Source organism: Streptomyces sp. NPDC004542, from assembly GCF_040610035.1.
Classification (GTDB): Bacteria; Actinomycetota; Actinomycetes; order Streptomycetales; family Streptomycetaceae; genus Streptomyces.
The window spans coordinates 10969-26841 of the sequence record NZ_JBEXLP010000030.1; the positions used below are offsets into that span (position 1 = coordinate 10969).

Here is a 15873-nt window from a genome sequence, read left to right on the forward strand (position 1 = left end):
GTGCGGCGCTCTCACAGCTTCCCGCCCCGCCCGCCGTCCCGCCGCGCCGGCGCGATCAGCGTGGAGAGGTACGGCAGCGGACCGCCGTCCAGCTCGGCGGCCGGCCGTATCGACTCCTCCGCCAGCCCGAGCGCCGACCCCCACACGGCACCCTCGAGCCGGCCGGTCTCCCGCAGCGCCCGGGCGACCTGAGCGGCCTGCCGCCCGAACTTGTACGCCACGACCGTCCCGGGACCCGCGAGGGCCTCCTTCAGCACGGCCGAACCGGCGGTCACCGGCACGAGCGTCAGCGGCTCGGTGCCCTCGGCGAGCACGGCACCCGAGCGTGCGGCGAGATCCTGCATGGCGGTGATCCCGGGCACGGTCTCCACGAGCGTCCCCGGCACCAGCTCGGCGATCGTCTGCGCGAGATAGGTGAAGGTGGAGTACACGTTCGGGTCCCCGATGGTCGCGAAGGCCACGGACCCCCGTTCCCTCAGCAGCCCGGCGACCCGCTCACCGGCCACGTCCCAGGCGGTCTCCCGCCGCGCCCGGTCGGTCCGCTCGTTGAGCGCGAACACGACCCGGACGACCTTCTCCCGCGGCACGTAGTGCAGCACGGTCGCTTCGGCCCGCCCGCGCTCACCGCTGTCCATCACGGGTACGACCACGACATCGGCCGCGCGCAGGGCGTTGACCCCCTTGACGGTGACCAGCTCCGGATCACCGGGCCCCACCCCGACCCCGACCAGTCTGCTGCTCATGACGTCCGGCACCTCTCGACGAACCGACGGGCCACACCGGGCTCGGACGCCCAGTGGGTGTGCAGATAACTCGCGTGCACGCCCTGCTGCACGAAACCTTCGACGCGTCGCCCGGGGCCGCGCACACCCCAGGCGGGCGCCGCCCCCGCCCCGGGCTCGACGGCCGTCCGGTGGAACTCGTGCCCGCGCATCCGGGTCCCGGCGGCGGCGAGCACGCTGTCGCCCACGGCCACGGCGTCCCGGTAGCCGAGGGTCAGCCGCTCGGTCATCCGGGCGCGGGCGTCCACCACCCCGCACATCGGCCGCCCGTCGAGCTCCCGGCAGAGGTAGAGCAGCCCGGCGCACTCGGCGGCGACCGGGGAACCGCTCAGGGCGAACTCGGCGACCGCCTTGCGCAGGGGCTCGTTGGCGGACAGCTCGGCGGCGTACACCTCGGGGAACCCGCCCCCGATGACGAGCCCGCGGGTACCGTCCGGCAGCTGTTCGTCCCGGAGCGGATCGAGGGACACGACCTCGGCTCCGGCGGCGGTGAGCAGCTCGGCGTGCTCGGCGTAGGAGAAGGTGAAGGCGGGGCCTCCGGCCAGCGCAACGGTCACTTTCGAGCGCCGGCCGGCCTCACTCGGCCGGTCCGGCGTTCGAGGACGGGGCCCGTTCAGGGACGGCCGCGGGGGGCTGGGAGCGGCAGCCCCCGGGGCCGGGACGGGAAGGGGCGGCGGGGGCGGGACAGCCAGGGCCTCGGCCGCGTCCCACGCCGCGCAGGGCAACGTGCCCGCGCCGCGGGCCAGCGCAAGCAGCCCTTCCAGATCGCACCCCGCCGCCACCTGCGCCGCCATGGCGGCGACCGCCTCCACCGCCGGAGCCCGCCGCTCGGCCACCGGAACCAGCCCCAGGTGCCGCGACGGCGTCCGAACCGGAGCCGCCCGCCGCAGCACCCCCAGCACGGGAACCCCGGCCGAGTCCAGCGCCTCCCGCAGCAGCTCCTCGTGCCGGTCGGACGCCACCTTGTTCAGGATCACGCCCCCCACCCGCACCTGCGGATCCCAGGACGCGAACCCGTGCACCAGCGCCGCCACCGACCGCGACTGCGCCGACGCGTCCACGACGAGTACCACCGGCGCCCGCAGCAGCTTCGCCACATGGGCGGTGGACGCCAGTTCACCCTCCCCGGCGGCCCCGTCGTACAGCCCCATCACACCCTCGACGACGGCGATGTCGCACCCGCGCGCCCCGTGCAGGAACAGCGGCCCGATCAGCTCGGGTCCGCACAGATACGCGTCGAGGTTGCGCCCCGCGCGCCCGGTGGCGAGCGCGTGGTACCCGGGGTCGATGTAGTCGGGCCCGACCTTGTGCGGGGAGACGGCGAGCCCCCGCCCGGTCAGCGCCGCCATCAGCCCCGTGGCCACGGTGGTCTTGCCGCTGCCGGACGACGGCGCGGCGACGACCAGCCGGGGCACGGACGAGGACGTCACCACTCGATGCCCCTCTGCCCCTTCTGCCCGGCGTCCATGGGGTGCTTGACCTTGGACATGTCGGTGACGAGGTCGGCGAAGTCCACGAGCTCGACGGGCGCGTTCCGGCCGGTGATCACGACATGCTGGGTGCCGGGCCGGCCGCGGAGCACGTCCACGACCTCGTCCGTGTCGACCCAGCCCCAGTGCATCGGGTACGCGAACTCGTCCAGCACGTACAGCTTGTAGGTCTCGGCGGCCAGGTCACGCTTGACCTGCTCCCAGCCCTCCCGGGCCTTCTCCTCGTTGCTGAGGTTGTCCCCCTGGAGGTCCCGCTGGACCCAGGACCAGCCCTCGCCCATCTTGTGCCAGTCGACGGACCCGCCCTCGCCGGATGCACCGAGCACCCGCAGCGCGTTCTCCTCGCCGACCTTCCACTTCGCCGACTTGACGAACTGGAACACCCCGATCGGCCACCCCTGGTTCCAGGCGCGCAGCGCGAGCCCGAACGCGGCGGTCGACTTGCCCTTGCCGATGCCCGTGTGCACGACGACCAGCGGGCGGTTGCGGCGCTGCCGCGTGGTCAGCCCGTCGTCCGGCACCACACTCGGCTGTCCCTGAGGCATTACGCGGCCCTCCTCTGTACGTCCTTGACCAGTCCGGCGATGCTGTCCGCCCGCAGCTCGTCCAACGTCACCGCCGTGCCCCCCAGCTCACCCGCGAGCCGCCCCGCGAGCCCCAGCCGCACGGGCCCCGACTCGCAGTCCACGACCACCGACGCGACGCCCCCGGCCGCGAACAGCCGCGCCGCACGCCCCGCCAGCGCCACCGGCTCGGGGCCGCCGGTGGCCCGCCCGTCCGTCACGACGACGACCAGCGCCCGCCGGGCCGGATCCCGGAGCCGCTCGACCCGCAGCACCTCGTGCGCCCTGAGCAGCCCGGCGGCCAGCGGTGTCCGCCCCCCGGTCGGCAGCGACTCCAGCCGGGCCGCCGCCGCGTCCACGGACGAGGTCGGCGGCAGCGCGACGTCGGCCGAGGAACCCCGGAACGTCACCAGCCCCACCTTGTCCCGCCGCTGGTACGCGTCCAGCAGCAACGACAGCACGGCGCCCTTCACGGCGCCCATCCGCTGCCGGGCCGCCATCGACCCGGAGGCGTCGACGACGAACAGCACGAGGTTGCCCTCGCGCCCCTCCCGCGTCGCCTGCCGCAGATCGTCCCGCCGCACGACGAGACCCGGGCCCGACCGGCCCCGCGCCCGCTGGTGCGGTGCGGCGGCCCGCACGGTCGCGGCCAGGTGCAGCTTGGTGAGCGTCCCCCGGGGGCGGCGGGCCCCGGTGGTCCGCCCGTGCTCGGTCCGCGCGCGGGAACGACGCCCGGCGGCACCCTCGCCGATGCCGGGCACGCTCAGCACCTTCGTGCGGAACGGCTCGGCGGCCCGCGCGGGGGCCTGCTCGCCCGCTCCGGCGCCGGACGTCCGCGGCTCCCCGCCCTCACCGGCCTCGGGACGCGCGTCGGTGTCGCCGCCCTGCGGGTCGCCGTCGCCCCGCGGGGGCTGCCCGCCGCCACCGCCGCCGCCACCGTCGGGGTCGGGGTCCTCGTCGTCCGAGGAGTCGCCGAACTGCTCCAGCGTCTCGTCGAGCTTGTCCTCGTCGAGCCCCGGCGCGTCGAAGGGATTGCGCCTGCGGCGGTGCGGCAGCGCCAGCAGCGCCGCCTGCCGCACGTCCTCCGCGAGCACATCGGTCCGCCCGGCCCAGGCGGCCAGCGCGGTGGCGGTACGCGCCATCACGATGTCGGCCCGCATGCCGTCCACCTCGAAGGCCGCGCAGGTCGCCGCGATCTGCCGCAGCGCCCCTTCGCCCAGCCGCACCGACGGCAACAGTTCCCGCGCCGCGACGATCCGCGCCCGTACGGCGGCCTCCTCGTCCGCCCAGCGGACGGCGAAGGCGGCGGGATCGTCGTCGTACGCCAGCCGCCGCCGCACGACCTCCACCCGCTGCCCGGGTTCCCGCGAGGCCGCGACCTCCACGGTCAGCCCGAACCGGTCCAGCAACTGCGGCCGCAGCTCGCCCTCTTCGGGGTTCATGGTGCCGACGAGCAGGAAGCGGGCGGCGTGCCGTACGGAGACTCCCTCGCGCTCGACGTACGAGGCGCCCATCGCGGCGGCGTCCAGCAGGACGTCGACCAGGTGGTCATGCAGCAAGTTGACTTCGTCGACGTAGAGAATGCCTCTGTGCGCGGAGGCGAGGAGACCCGGCTCGAATGCTGTGACGCCTTCGGTGAGAGCGCGTTCGATGTCCAACGCCCCGATGAGCCGGTCCTCGGAGGCGCCGACGGGCAGCTCGACCATGCGCGCCGGACGCGACTCGAAGGCACCGGGCTCGTGCGGCCCGTCCGGGCAGGCGGGGTCCGGGGCATCGGGGTCGCAGGAGAAACGGCACCCGGCAACCACGTTCACCTCGGGCAGGAGCGCGGAGAGAGCGCGTACGGTCGTGCTTTTCGCAGTCCCTTTCTCACCGCGGACGAGTACTCCGCCGACGGCCGGGGAGACGGCGTTGAGCAGGAGCGCGAGCCGCAGGTCGTCCTGCCCGACGACCGCGGTGAACGGAAACGGGGTACTCACTTCTCGTCGCCCTCCAAGTCGCCCTCCAGCTCGAGGTAGGTGGCCCGGAGCCGCTCGAGCGTGTCCGCGTCCGGCTCCGCCCACAGCCCGCGGTCGGCGGCCTCCAGGAGCCGTTCCGTGATCCCGCGCAGGGCCCACGGGTTGGACTTCTTCATGAAGTCCCGGTTCTCGGCGTCGAAGACGTACTCCGCGCTGAGCTTCTCGTACATCCAGTCGTCGACGACCCCAGCAGTGGCGTCGTAGCCGAAGAGGTAGTCGACGGTCGCCGCCATCTCGAAGGCGCCCTTGTAGCCGTGCCGGCGCATGGCCGCCATCCAGCGTGGGTTGACCACGCGGGCCCGGAAGACGCGGTGCGTCTCCTCGCCGAGCGTGCGGGTCCGCACCTGGTCCGGCACGGCCGAGTCGCCGACGTACGCCTCGGGGGAGGCGCCCGTCAGGTGCCGCACCATGGCGACCATGCCGCCGTGGTACTGGAAGTAGTCGTCGGCGTCGACGAGGTCGTGCTCGCGCGTGTCGACGTTCTTCGCCGCCACCGCGATCCGCCTGAACGCCGTCTCCATGTCCCCGCGCGCCGCCCGCCCGTCGAGCCCGCGGCCGTACGCGTAGCCGCCCCACACCGCGTACACCTCGGCGAGGTCCGCGTCGGAGCGCCAGTTCCGCGCGTCGATCAGCGGCAGCAGACCCGCGCCGTACGCGCCCGGCTTGGAGCCGAAGACGCGGGCGGTCGCGCGCCGCCGGTCGCCGTGCCGGGCGGTGTCCTCGTCGGCGTGCGCCCGCACGTAGTTGGACTCGGCGGGCTCGTCCAGCTCGGCCACCGCCCGCACCGCGTCGTCGATCAGAGCGACGACGTGCGGGAACGCGTCCCGGAAGAAGCCGGAGATGCGCACGGTGACGTCGATGCGGGGCCGGCCCAGCTCCGTCAGCGGGACCACCTCGAAGCCCGTGACCCGGCGCGAGGCGTCGTCCCAGACCGGGCGGCAGCCCAGCAGGGCGAGGATCTCGGCGATGTCGTCGCCCTGGGTGCGCATGGCGGACGTGCCCCAGACCGTCAGGCCGACGGACTTCGGGTACGCGCCCGTGTCCTGGAGGTAGCGCGCCACCAGCGAGTCCGCCAGCGACAGGCCGACCTCCCAGCTCAGCCTGGAAGGGATGGCCTTGGGGTCGACGGAGTAGAAGTTGCGGCCGGTCGGCAGGACGTTCACCAGGCCGCGCGTCGGCGAGCCGGACGGGCCCGCCGGGACGTAACCGCCGCGCAGCGCGCGGAGGATGTTGCCGATCTCGTCCGTGGTCCGCGCGAGCCGGGGTACGACCTCCGTGCAGGCGAACTCCAACACCGCGACGGCGCCCGCGAGACGGGTGCCGAGCACGTCGTCCACCAGCCCGGGTACGGCCGTCACGTCCCACGCCCGGGACTCCATGCCCTCCGCGAGCCGCCGGCACAACTGCTCCAGCAGGTCGATCGTGTCGGCGGCCGTCCGCGCCGGACCCGCCACCAGGTCGGTGAGTTCCGCCGGGACCTTCACCGGGGCCCCCGGCTCGGCCAGCAGGTCCTTCTCCACCAGCCCGAAGTGGGCGGCCAGCGAAGCCCTCAGCCCGGGCAGCGCGTTCGCCTGCCCGCCCCACACCTGCGAGGCCCGCAGCACGGCCAGCACCAGGTTCACGCGCGGCTCGCCGACCGGACCGCCGCCCAGGACGTGCAGGCCGTCGCGGATCTGCACGTCCTTGATCTCGCAGAGGTAGCCGTCGATGTGCATGACGAACTCGTCGAACCCGTCGTCGTCCGGCTGCTCCGCCACGTGCAGGTCGTGGTGCAGTTCGGCCGCCTTGACCAGGGTCCAGATCTGCGCCCGCACCGCCGGCGCCTTCGCCGGGTCCAGGTCGCAGACCAGGGCGTACTCGTCGAGCAGCTGCTCCAGCTTGGCCAGGTCGCCGTAGGTGTCGGCGCGGGCCATCGGCGGCACCAGGTGGTCGACGACCGTGGCGTGCCCGCGCCGCTTGGCCTGGGTGCCCTCGCCGGGGTCGTTGACGATGAACGGGTAGACCAGCGGGAGTTCGCCGAGGACGGCGTCCGGGGCACAGCCGCGGGACAGCCCGAGGCCCTTGCCGGGCAGCCACTCCATCGTGCCGTGCTTGCCCATGTGCACGATCGCGTCGGCGCCGAAACCCCCCTCCGACGGCGCGGCCTCCAGCCACCGGTACGCCGCCATGTAGTGGTGCGACGGCGGCATGTCGGGGTCGTGGTAGATCGCGATCGGGTTCTCGCCGAAGCCGCGCGGCGGCTGGATCATGACGACGACGTTCCCGAACCGGAGGGAGGCGAGGACGATGTCGTCACCGTCGACGTAGAGCGTTCCCGGCGGCTCGCCCCACGCCTCCAGCATGGCTCCCCCGAGGTCCGGCTCGAGTTCGTCGAACCACGCCAGGTAGTCGGCCAGCGGCACGCGCGCGGGCGCGGCGGCCAGCTGCTCCTCCGTGAGCCACTCCACGTCGTGCCCGCCGGCCTCGATGAGGCGGTGGATCAGCTCGTCCCCGTTGTCGGGGTACCCCTCCACGAGGTATCCGGCGTCGCGCAGCGCGTCCAGCACCCGTACCGCCGAGGCGGGGGTGTCCAGGCCCACCGCGTTGCCGACCCGGGAGTGCTTGGTCGGGTAGGCGGTGAAGACCAGCGCGATCCTCTTGTCCGCGTTCGCCGTGTGCTTCAACCGCGCGTGGCGTACGGCGATCCCGGCGACGCGCGCGGCCCGCTCCGGGTCGGCCACGTACACCGGCACCTCGTCGGGGCCCTGCTCCTTGAAGGAGAACGGCACGGTGACGAGCCGCCCGTCGAACTCCGGGATCGCGACCTGCATCGCCGCGTCCATGGGGGACAGGGCCGCGTCGGACGCCTCCCAGGCCGCGCGCGAGGAGGTGAGGCACAGGCCCTGGAGCACCGGGATGTCCAGGTCGGCGAGCGCCCCGATGTCCCAGGACTCCTCGTCACCGCCCGCCGACGCCTGCGAGGCGTGCGTGCCGCCCGCGGCGAGCACGGTGGCCACCAGGGCGTCGGCCCGGCCGAGGATCTCGTACAGCCCGGCGTCGGCGCCGCGCAGCGAACCGCAGTAGACGGGCAGCGCGTTGGCGCCCCGCGCCTCGATCGCGTCGCACAGGGTGTCCACGAAGGCGGTGTTGCCGCTCAGTTCGTGGGCGCGGTAGAAGAGCACGCCGACGGTCGGCCGGCCGTCCCGGAGCGTACGGGAGCCGTGCACGCCGTACTCCGGCATCTTCCGCGGCTCGGTGAACCCCTCACCGGTCAGCAGCACCGTGTCGGACAGGAACCGGGCGAGCTCGGTCAGGTTCTCGGGACCGCCCTCCACGAGGTACTTGAGCGCCTCGGCCACGACACCGGCGGGCACGGACGACTCGGCCATCAGCTCGGCGTCGGGCACGGTCTCCCCGCCGAGCAGCACGGTCGGGATCCCCGAGGCCTTCAGGGCGGCCAGCCCGTCCTCCCAGGCGCGCTTGCCGCCGAGCAGCCGTACGACGGCGAGGTCGGCGCCCGCGAGGAGGGACGGCAGCCCGGCCGCCACGTCCACCCGGGCCGGGTTGCCGATCCGGTAGGACCCGCCGGAGGCCCGCGCCGCCAGCAGATCGGTGTCGGCGGTCGACAACAACAACACTGTGCTCATGCGGGCGCTCCCGGTGGGATGAAGGGCAGTCCTTGCGGCGCGCCCGACTCGATGAGCCGCCAGAGCGCGTCCGTGTCCGCGTGCTGTTCGATCAGGTCGCCGAGCCGGTCGAGCTGCTCCTCGCGCAGCGCGGCGAACGAGGTGTCGGGGGCCGGCACGAAGCGGCGCCCCGCGGCGGCGGCCACCTCGCGCAGAAACGCCCGCCGGAATCCGTCCGACTCCAGCGAGCCGTGCCAGTGCGTGCCCCAGGTCTGCCCGACCCGGCAGCCGTCCAGGAAGGCCTCCCCGCCCAGGACTTCGGCGACCCCGTGATGGATCTCGTACCCCTCGACCCGCTCGCCGAGGGCCTCGCCCACCGGCCGGGTGAGGGTCTTCTCGCGGGCGAACCGCACGCGCACGGGGAGGACCCCGAGGCCGTCGACCTGGCCGGCCCGCGACTCGACCTCGTCCTCGATGCGCTCGCCGAGGATCTGGAAGCCGCCGCAGATCCCGAGCACGGGCCTGCCCTCGGCGGCCCTGCGGACCAGGGCCTCGGCGAGCCCCCGCTCGCGCAGCCACTGAAGGGCCCGGACCGTGCCCCGGGTCCCCGGGACCACCACGAGATCGGCGTCGGCCAGCTCCTCGGGCCGGTCCACGAACCGCACGACGACTCCGGGTTCGGCGGCGACGGCGTCCACGTCCGTGAAGTTGGACATCAGCGGGACCGCGCAGACGGCGACCCGCAGCACGTCCTCGCCGACGGGCGCGGCGACGTCCGGCTCGCGCACGGTCCCGCGCAGCGAGACCCGCAGTCCGTCCTCCTCGTCGATGCCGAGCCCGTGCCGGAAGGGCAGCACCCCGTACGTCCGCCGCCCGGTGAGCCCGTGCAGCATGTCGAGGCCGGGTTCCAGCAGGGAGACGTCACCGCGGAACTTGTTGACGAGGAACCCGGCGACGAGTTCCTGGTCCTCGCGCGAGAGCAGCGCGACGGTCCCGAAGAAGGAGGCGAAGACGCCGCCGCGGTCGATGTCGCCGACGATGAGCACCGGCAGCCGGGCAGGGCGCGCGATCCCCATGTTCACGATGTCGGTCCGCCGCAGATTGATCTCGGCGGGCGAACCGGCCCCCTCACAGATCACCGCGTCATACGTGCCCCGCAGCTCGGCGAGACAGTCCAGGACGGTGCCCAGCAACCGCTGTTGCCGCCCGCCGTGGTATCCCCGCGCGCTCAGCTCGCCCACCGGCCTGCCCAGCAGCACGACCTGACTGCTCTGCTCCCCACCGGGCTTGAGCAGCACGGGATTCATCAGCGCGGTCGGCTCGACGCGGCAGGCCTGGGCCTGCATGGCCTGTGCCCGCCCGATCTCCGCGCCCTGCCGCGTCACGAACGAGTTGAGGGACATGTTCTGCGCCTTGAACGGCGCGACCTTGACCCCCTGCCGCACCAGCCACCGGCAGATCCCGGCCGTGACGACGCTCTTGCCGGCGTCGGAGGTGGTGCCGGCGACGAGGAGACCCCCGCTCATTTCCCACGTCCCTTCACGATGACGCGCGCGGCGACGGTGAAGCCGAGCGCGAGCAGGCCGACGCGCCGCGAGAGCCGTACGGCCCGCTCGATGTCGGGTACGGCGACGGCGCGTCCCCGCTGGTTCAGCACGGGCCGGTGCTCCACCCGCCCCCCGTAGGAGAGCGTCCCGCCGAGCCGCACGCCGAGCGCCCCGGCGAACGAGGCCTCCACCGGCCCGGCGTTGGGGCTCGGATGCCCGGCCGCGTCGGCACGCCAGGCCCGGACGGCCCCATGGCGGTCGTCTCCGGCCACGGCGGCCAGGGCGGCGGTCAGCCGCGCCCCCGGCCAGCCCGCGAGGTCGTCGAGCCGGGCCGAGGCCCATCCGTACCGCCGGTACCGGGGTGACTTGTGCCCGACCATGGCGTCGAGGGTGTTGACGGCCCGGAAGCCCAGCAGTCCGGGCACCCCGGCCACGGCCCCCCACACCAGGGCGCCGACCACCGCGTCGGAGGTGTTCTCGGCCACGGACTCCACGACGGCCCGGGCGATCCCGTCGGCGTCGAGCGCCTGCGGGTCCCGTCCGCACAGGTGCGGCAGCCGCGCCCGGGCACCCTCGACGTCCCCGGCCCGCAGGGCGCGCCCGATGCCGCGGGCCTCCCGCGCGAGGGAGGTCCCGCCCACGACGGCCCAGGTGGCAGCGGCGGTCAGCGCGACGGAAGCGGCGCGGGAGGGACGGACGGCCGCGGCGGCGATGGCTCCCAGACCGGCGGCACCGCCCACGCACACCACGGTGTGCAGTGCGCCCCACCCCCGGTGGTCCCGCCACAGCGCCCGCTCCACGGCGGCGGCGGCCCGCCCGAACGCGGCCACCGGGTGCCCGCGGCGGGGATCACCGAGCAGCCGGTCGCCGAGGAGGCCGGCGGTGGCGCCGTACGCGAAGACGCGATCGGCACGCACCGGCTCAGCCGGCCGTGGCGGCGGGCAGCGACCTCGGGCTGTATCTCGAACGGCAGGCCAACATGGCGATATGTCCTCACTCAGGGTGTCCGCGCCCTGGTTCGACGAGACCGGCGGTGGGAGTTCCTGGCTCCCGGGGCTACCTACCCCGGTGACAGTGGCGGGACCGCGCCGGATTCACACCGGCTTCCTCCCTTGCCGCCGTACATGGCCCCGGAAGTCCACCACGGCCCCGGAAGGGCCGTCAACTTGCTGTTGACCTGCGGGGGGAGAGTGTGCTGAGGCCCACACCGGAGTGCGGGCGACGGTGGGGCGGCATGCGAAAGGCTCCTCCCCGAGGGTTCGGGGAGGAGCCTGTGCGGCCTCGGTCAGGCCTTGTTCGTGATCAGGTAGATGCCGTAGGCCACCGCCGCCGCGCATGCCGCGAAGCAGACGTACGCGCCGGCGACGGCCAGCGCCGCCGAGTCGCCCTGCGCGGCGGCGCGCTCGCGTCGCGACAGGCCCTGGATGCCCAGGGTGAAGAGGGCCACCAGGCCGACGGTGACTGCGAGGCTGACGCCGAAGACGGAGCCGAGGGCTGCCCAGTCGATCTTCATAGCAGAGCTGCTTCCTTGGTTACCGGGTGCCCGGGATCAGACGGCGGCGGCCGGCGGGGTCGCCGGGTCGACGGTGGGGACGGCGAGGGGTGTCGCGGGGGAGGGGATCGTGGCCGTGAGGTCCTCGGCCACGGTGCCCGCCGGGGGCGGCGTCACGGCGGCGATCGCGGTGGTGACCACGCCGGCCGGTTCCTCGGTGTCGTTGACGTTGGTGGCGTCGACCACCTCGCGGCGGGACATCTTCCAGATCGCGGCGCTGGAGGCCACGAGGAAGACCGCCACCAGCGCGGTGCCCCAGTCGCCGAGGCCGGTGACCGTCTCGGCGAGCGCGCCGACCAGCGCGGCGGCCGGGAGGGTCAGCGCCCAGGCGACGAGCATCCGGGTCGCCGTGGACCAGCGGACCACGCCGCCCTTGCGGCCCAGGCCCGCGCCCATCACGGAGCCGGAGACGACATGGGTGGTGGAGAGGGAGAAGCCCAGGTGGGAGGAGGCGAGAATGGCGGTCGCGGCGCTCGTCTGGGCCGCGAAGCCCTGCTGCGGCTCCAGCTCGGTCAGGCCCTTGCCCATGGTGCGGATGATGCGCCAGCCGCCGATGTAGGTGCCGAGCGCGATGGCCAGACCGGCGGAGAGGATCACCCAGGTGGGAGGGTTGGAGCCGGGGGCGATGGAGCCGCCGGCGATCAGCGCGAGGGTGATGATGCCCATCGTCTTCTGCGCGTCGTTGGTGCCGTGGGCGAGGGAGACCAGGCCGGCCGAGGCGATCTGGCCGGCGCGGTAGCCCTTGCGGGTGGCCTCGCCCTCGGCGTTCTTGCCGATGCCGTAGGAGAACCGGGTGGCGAGCATCGCCGCCAGCCCCGCGACGACCGGCGCGGCGACCGCCGGGAGCAGGACCTTGGTGACGAGGACGTCACCGTGGACCGCGCCGAAGCCCGCGGAGGCGACGGTGGCGCCGATCAGGCCGCCCATGAGGGCGTGCGAGGAGCTGGAGGGCAGCCCCACCAGCCAGGTCAGCAGGTTCCAGAGGATCGCGCCGACCAGGGCGGCGAAGATGACCTCGGGACGTATGCCGTTCTCGTCGACGAGACCCTTGGAGATCGTGTTGGCGACCTCCACGGAGAGGAAAGCGCCCACCAGGTTGAGCACGGCGGACATGGCCACCGCGACCTTGGGCTTGAGGGCACCGGTCGAGATGGTGGTGGCCATCGCGTTGGCGGTGTCGTGGAAACCGTTCGTGAAATCGAACGCGAGTGCGGTTACGACCACAATCGCGAGGATCAGCGAGAAGCTTTCCATTTACCCAGGCAATCTTTCGACGTCATTGGCTGGATGAACGTAGGCAACCTGAGTGAACGGAAGGTGAACTGAGAAGGGCATCAGGGTGTCGGAACGGTCAGCCGTCGGTCGTCCCCGGCGAACGACCTCAGCTCGTCCGCTGAGCCGTTGAAGAGGTTCTGGTCCCCCGGCAGGCTGCCGCTGTTGTCGTACTGCCAGAAGGTCCAGGACGACCATCCGGCCGGCAGGTCGCCCGGGTCGCCGGAGTGGTGGGCGAGCCACAGGGCGTGATCGGCGAAGGCGGTGCTGCGGCCGGTGCAGTCGTTCCACCAGTGGGTGGTGGTGTAGATCACCGGGCGGCGGCCGGTCTCCCGCAGCATCTCGTCGCTGAAGGCCTGGATCCAGTCGACCATCTTCGTCTGGCTCAGGCCGTAGCATTGGCGCCCACTGTCGTACGGGTTGTATTCGATGTCCAGCGCGGGCGGCAGCGTCCGGCCGTCGGCGGACCAGCCGCCGCCGTGCCGCGCGAAGTACGCGGCCTGGGCGGTTCCCGACGATTCGTCCGGCCGCGCGAAGTGGTACGCCCCGCGGATCAGGCCGGCCCCGCGCGAGCCGTCGTACTGCTGGGCGAAGTAGGGATTGCGGTAATCGGTGGATTCGGTCGCCTTGATGTACACGAACCGGGCGCCCCTGGCCTTCACGTCCGGCCAGTCGACGGTCTTCTGGTGGGACGAGACGTCGTGTCCCCTCAGGAGGTCCGCCGTGGCCGGGCCGCCGACAGGTGCCGCCGCTCCCACGGTGAGTGCCGCCGCGGCCGCCACGAGCAGACGGGTGCGTACACGGGACAGGCGCATGATTCCCCCGGAATGGCGGCGTGCACGACAAACCGTGCAGAGGGTGGGAAGACCATCTGCTGATGGATGATCCCCAGTCAACGCGAGAAAAAGATGTATTTGTAGCCTTATGCACCCTTTCGGAGGGGGTCGATTTCGACCTGGATCCCGCCGTCGTGACACCGCGTCAGCACATCCCTGGCAGGATCACGGCCATGGCTGAAGAGGGCAGGGGTGTACGTGAGCAGGAGTCACGGGCCTGGGAGGCGCTGGTCGCGACGGCCCGCCGGACCGTGGCCGACGGACTCGTCGTCGGCACCTCCGGCAACGTGTCGGTGCGCGTCGGCGACACCGTGCTGGTCACTCCGTCGGGCGTCCCGTACGACCGGCTGACGCCGCACGACGTGACCGGCGTCGACCTCACCGGACGGCAGGTGCTCGGCACCCTGGTCCCGACCAGCGAACTGCCCATGCACCTCGCCGTGTACCGCACCACCGACGCCGCCGCCGTCGTCCACACCCACGCCGTGCACGCCACGGCCGTCTCGACCCTCGTCGCCGAGCTCCCGGCGGTCCACTACATGTCCGCCGCCCTCGGCGGCCCGGTCCGCGTCGCCCGCTACGCGACCTACGGCACCGAGGAGTTGGCCGAGAACATGCTCCGCGCCCTCGCCGACCGCTCCGGCTGCCTCCTGCAGAACCACGGCACGATCACCCACGGCGCCACCCTCGACCAGGCCTACGACCGTACCGCCCAGCTGGAATGGATGTGCCGCCTGTGGCTGACGGCGTCCTCGGTGCCCGGCCTGACGCCGTCCCTGCTGACCCCGCGGCAACTGGCGGCGGCCGGGGAGAAGCTGCGGGGGTACGGCCGGCGGAGCTGAGGGCGGCCGACGGAGGCGACCGCGGGCAGGAATCCCGCCGGCGCGGATCCGTCCGGGGGATTGAAAGTGGCCTCTCGCTGGAACCCGCGAGGACATGTCACCCCGACACCTGCTCCCGCTGGCCGCCACGACGGCCCACCGGGACACTGGATCCGTGCGCACCGTCACAGCGGCGGCCTCGGTCGTCACCGCGGTCCTGGCGGCCGGCGCGGCCGGTGTGGCCGCCGGCCGGATGGCCAGCGACGCCGCGCTCAAGGCGGCCCCCGGCAGACCGCTGCCCACCGAGCCCCGGCTCACCGTGCACGCCATGGCCGCCGGCCGGCTCACCCTCACCCGCGCCCTGGCCTCCCTGCGCCCCGGCACCTACGGCCTGGCCGGCGACGGCTCGCACGCCGTCGTCGGCCCCGTCCTCGAGGCCGCCGCGCCCTCCGCCGACACCGTCGTACGCCGTCTGGAACGCGTCACCCACGGCACGCTCGAACCCGGCGACCAGGTCTGGCTGACCCCCAACCTGTACGTCGGCAACCCGGGCGCCGCCCTCGGGCTCGACCACGCCGACATCGACGTACCGGGCGAACTCGGCGCCCTGCCCGCCTGGTTCGTGCCCGGCGCCAGGGACACCTGGGTGATCGCGGTGCACGGCCTCGGCACCACCCGCGAACACCCCATGAACATCATGGGATTCCTGCACGACCTGCGGTTCTCCGTGCTCGCCCTCGCCTACCGCGGCGACCTCGGCGCCCCCCGCCCCCCGGACGGTCTGAACCACCTGGGCGAGACCGAGTGGCGCGACGTCGACGCGGCCATCCGCTACGCCGTCCGCTACGGCGCCCGGCGCGTCGTCCTCTACGGCTGGTCCACCGGCGCCGCCATGGTCCTGCGCGCCGCCGCGCGCTCCACCCTGCGCGAGCACGTCTCCGGGCTCGTGCTGGACTCGCCGGTGCTCGACTGGGAGGCCACGCTGCGCGCCCTCGCCGCGGCCCGCGGCACGCCCGACCTCCTGCTGCCGCTCGCCGTGCGGGCCGCACAGGGCCGCGCCGGCCTGGCCGCCGACCGCCTCGCGGTGACCGCCGACCCGGCGCGGCTGAGCGTACCCACCCTGCTGATCCACGGACCGGACGACGTGGTGGCCCCCTGGGAGTTCTCCCGCCGCCTCGCGGCCCGGCGCACCGACCGGGTCGTCCTGCACACCGTGCCGGACGCCCCGCACGGCGCCATGTGGAACGCCGGCCCCGAGGAGTACGAGGAGACGGTACGGCGGTTCCTGACGCCGCTGATGTGAACGCCCTCCACGGGGTCGGACGCCCCGGTTCCAGCCGTTCCGTTCAAGGCCGTACCACTGGCCTGAACACCCCTCCCGCCGCCT

Annotated in this window: 12 protein-coding genes and 1 riboswitch; of the genes, 2 read left to right on the forward strand and 10 right to left on the reverse strand. The window is 73.6% G+C overall.

Going from position 1 to position 15873, the window contains the following annotated elements:
- Positions 1-11: 11 nt before the first annotated feature.
- The 10 genes from cobI to ABZX30_RS18380 form a co-directional block, all read right to left on the reverse strand.
- Entirely contained in the window at positions 12-743 is a 732-nt protein-coding gene (gene cobI, locus ABZX30_RS18335; RefSeq protein ID WP_355934611.1) for a precorrin-2 C(20)-methyltransferase, read from the reverse strand.
- Positions 740-2215, reverse strand: a complete 1476-nt coding sequence (locus ABZX30_RS18340) for a cobyrinate a,c-diamide synthase (protein ID WP_355934613.1) — start codon at positions 2213-2215, stop codon at positions 740-742. The genes cobI and ABZX30_RS18340 overlap by 4 nt, the downstream gene beginning before the upstream one ends.
- The gene (cobO, locus tag ABZX30_RS18345) at positions 2209-2817 is read right to left on the reverse strand and encodes a cob(I)yrinic acid a,c-diamide adenosyltransferase (protein WP_355934615.1); all 609 of its coding nucleotides are present in this window, start codon (positions 2815-2817) and stop codon (positions 2209-2211) included. Before cobO ends, ABZX30_RS18340 begins: the two co-directional genes overlap by 7 nt.
- A complete protein-coding gene (locus ABZX30_RS18350; protein WP_355934617.1) occupies positions 2817-4814 on the reverse strand; it encodes a putative cobaltochelatase in 1998 nt (665 codons plus the stop codon). Before ABZX30_RS18350 ends, cobO begins: the two co-directional genes overlap by 1 nt.
- On the reverse strand, positions 4811-8479 hold the full coding sequence (gene cobN, locus ABZX30_RS18355; protein WP_355934618.1) for a cobaltochelatase subunit CobN: 3669 nt from the start codon (positions 8477-8479) through the stop codon (positions 4811-4813). The genes ABZX30_RS18350 and cobN overlap by 4 nt, the downstream gene beginning before the upstream one ends.
- The gene (locus ABZX30_RS18360; protein ID WP_355934620.1) at positions 8476-9984 is read right to left on the reverse strand and encodes a cobyric acid synthase; all 1509 of its coding nucleotides are present in this window, start codon (positions 9982-9984) and stop codon (positions 8476-8478) included. Before ABZX30_RS18360 ends, cobN begins: the two co-directional genes overlap by 4 nt.
- Entirely contained in the window at positions 9981-10922 is a 942-nt protein-coding gene (locus ABZX30_RS18365; protein ID WP_355934622.1) for a cobalamin biosynthesis protein, read from the reverse strand. Before ABZX30_RS18365 ends, ABZX30_RS18360 begins: the two co-directional genes overlap by 4 nt.
- 100 nt (positions 10923-11022) lie before the next feature.
- Positions 11023-11163, reverse strand: a riboswitch (cobalamin riboswitch).
- 127 nt (positions 11164-11290) lie between these two features.
- Positions 11291-11518, reverse strand: a complete 228-nt coding sequence (locus tag ABZX30_RS18370) for a hypothetical protein (protein WP_355934624.1) — start codon at positions 11516-11518, stop codon at positions 11291-11293.
- A gap of 36 nt (positions 11519-11554) precedes the next feature.
- Positions 11555-12811, reverse strand: coding sequence for an inorganic phosphate transporter (locus tag ABZX30_RS18375; RefSeq protein ID WP_355934626.1), 1257 nt, complete (start codon positions 12809-12811; stop codon positions 11555-11557).
- 80 nt (positions 12812-12891) lie between these two features.
- Positions 12892-13644, reverse strand: a complete 753-nt coding sequence (locus ABZX30_RS18380) for a lysozyme (RefSeq protein WP_355934628.1) — start codon at positions 13642-13644, stop codon at positions 12892-12894.
- 194 nt (positions 13645-13838) lie between these two features.
- Between ABZX30_RS18380 and ABZX30_RS18385 the strand changes: the two genes are divergently transcribed.
- Complete coding sequence (locus ABZX30_RS18385; protein ID WP_355934629.1) at positions 13839-14507, forward strand: class II aldolase/adducin family protein; 669 nt, start codon at positions 13839-13841, stop codon at positions 14505-14507.
- A gap of 154 nt (positions 14508-14661) precedes the next feature.
- The gene (locus tag ABZX30_RS18390) at positions 14662-15789 is read left to right on the forward strand and encodes an alpha/beta fold hydrolase (RefSeq protein ID WP_355934631.1); all 1128 of its coding nucleotides are present in this window, start codon (positions 14662-14664) and stop codon (positions 15787-15789) included.
- The last annotated feature ends 84 nt before the right edge of the window (positions 15790-15873 follow it).

Coding starts and splice junctions, on each gene's coding strand:
- ABZX30_RS18370 (WP_355934624.1), bottom strand. CDS start 11,518: ATGAAGATCGACTGGGCAGCCCTCGGCTCCGTCTTCGGCGTCAGCCTC.
- ABZX30_RS18360 (WP_355934620.1), bottom strand. CDS start 9,984: ATGAGCGGGGGTCTCCTCGTCGCCGGCACCACCTCCGACGCCGGCAAG.
- cobI (WP_355934611.1), bottom strand. CDS start 743: ATGAGCAGCAGACTGGTCGGGGTCGGGGTGGGGCCCGGTGATCCGGAG.
- ABZX30_RS18375 (WP_355934626.1), bottom strand. CDS start 12,811: ATGGAAAGCTTCTCGCTGATCCTCGCGATTGTGGTCGTAACCGCACTC.
- ABZX30_RS18385 (WP_355934629.1), top strand. CDS start 13,839: ATGGCTGAAGAGGGCAGGGGTGTACGTGAGCAGGAGTCACGGGCCTGG.
- cobO (WP_355934615.1), bottom strand. CDS start 2,817: ATGCCTCAGGGACAGCCGAGTGTGGTGCCGGACGACGGGCTGACCACG.
- ABZX30_RS18380 (WP_355934628.1), bottom strand. CDS start 13,644: ATGCGCCTGTCCCGTGTACGCACCCGTCTGCTCGTGGCGGCCGCGGCG.
- cobN (WP_355934618.1), bottom strand. CDS start 8,479: ATGAGCACAGTGTTGTTGTTGTCGACCGCCGACACCGATCTGCTGGCG.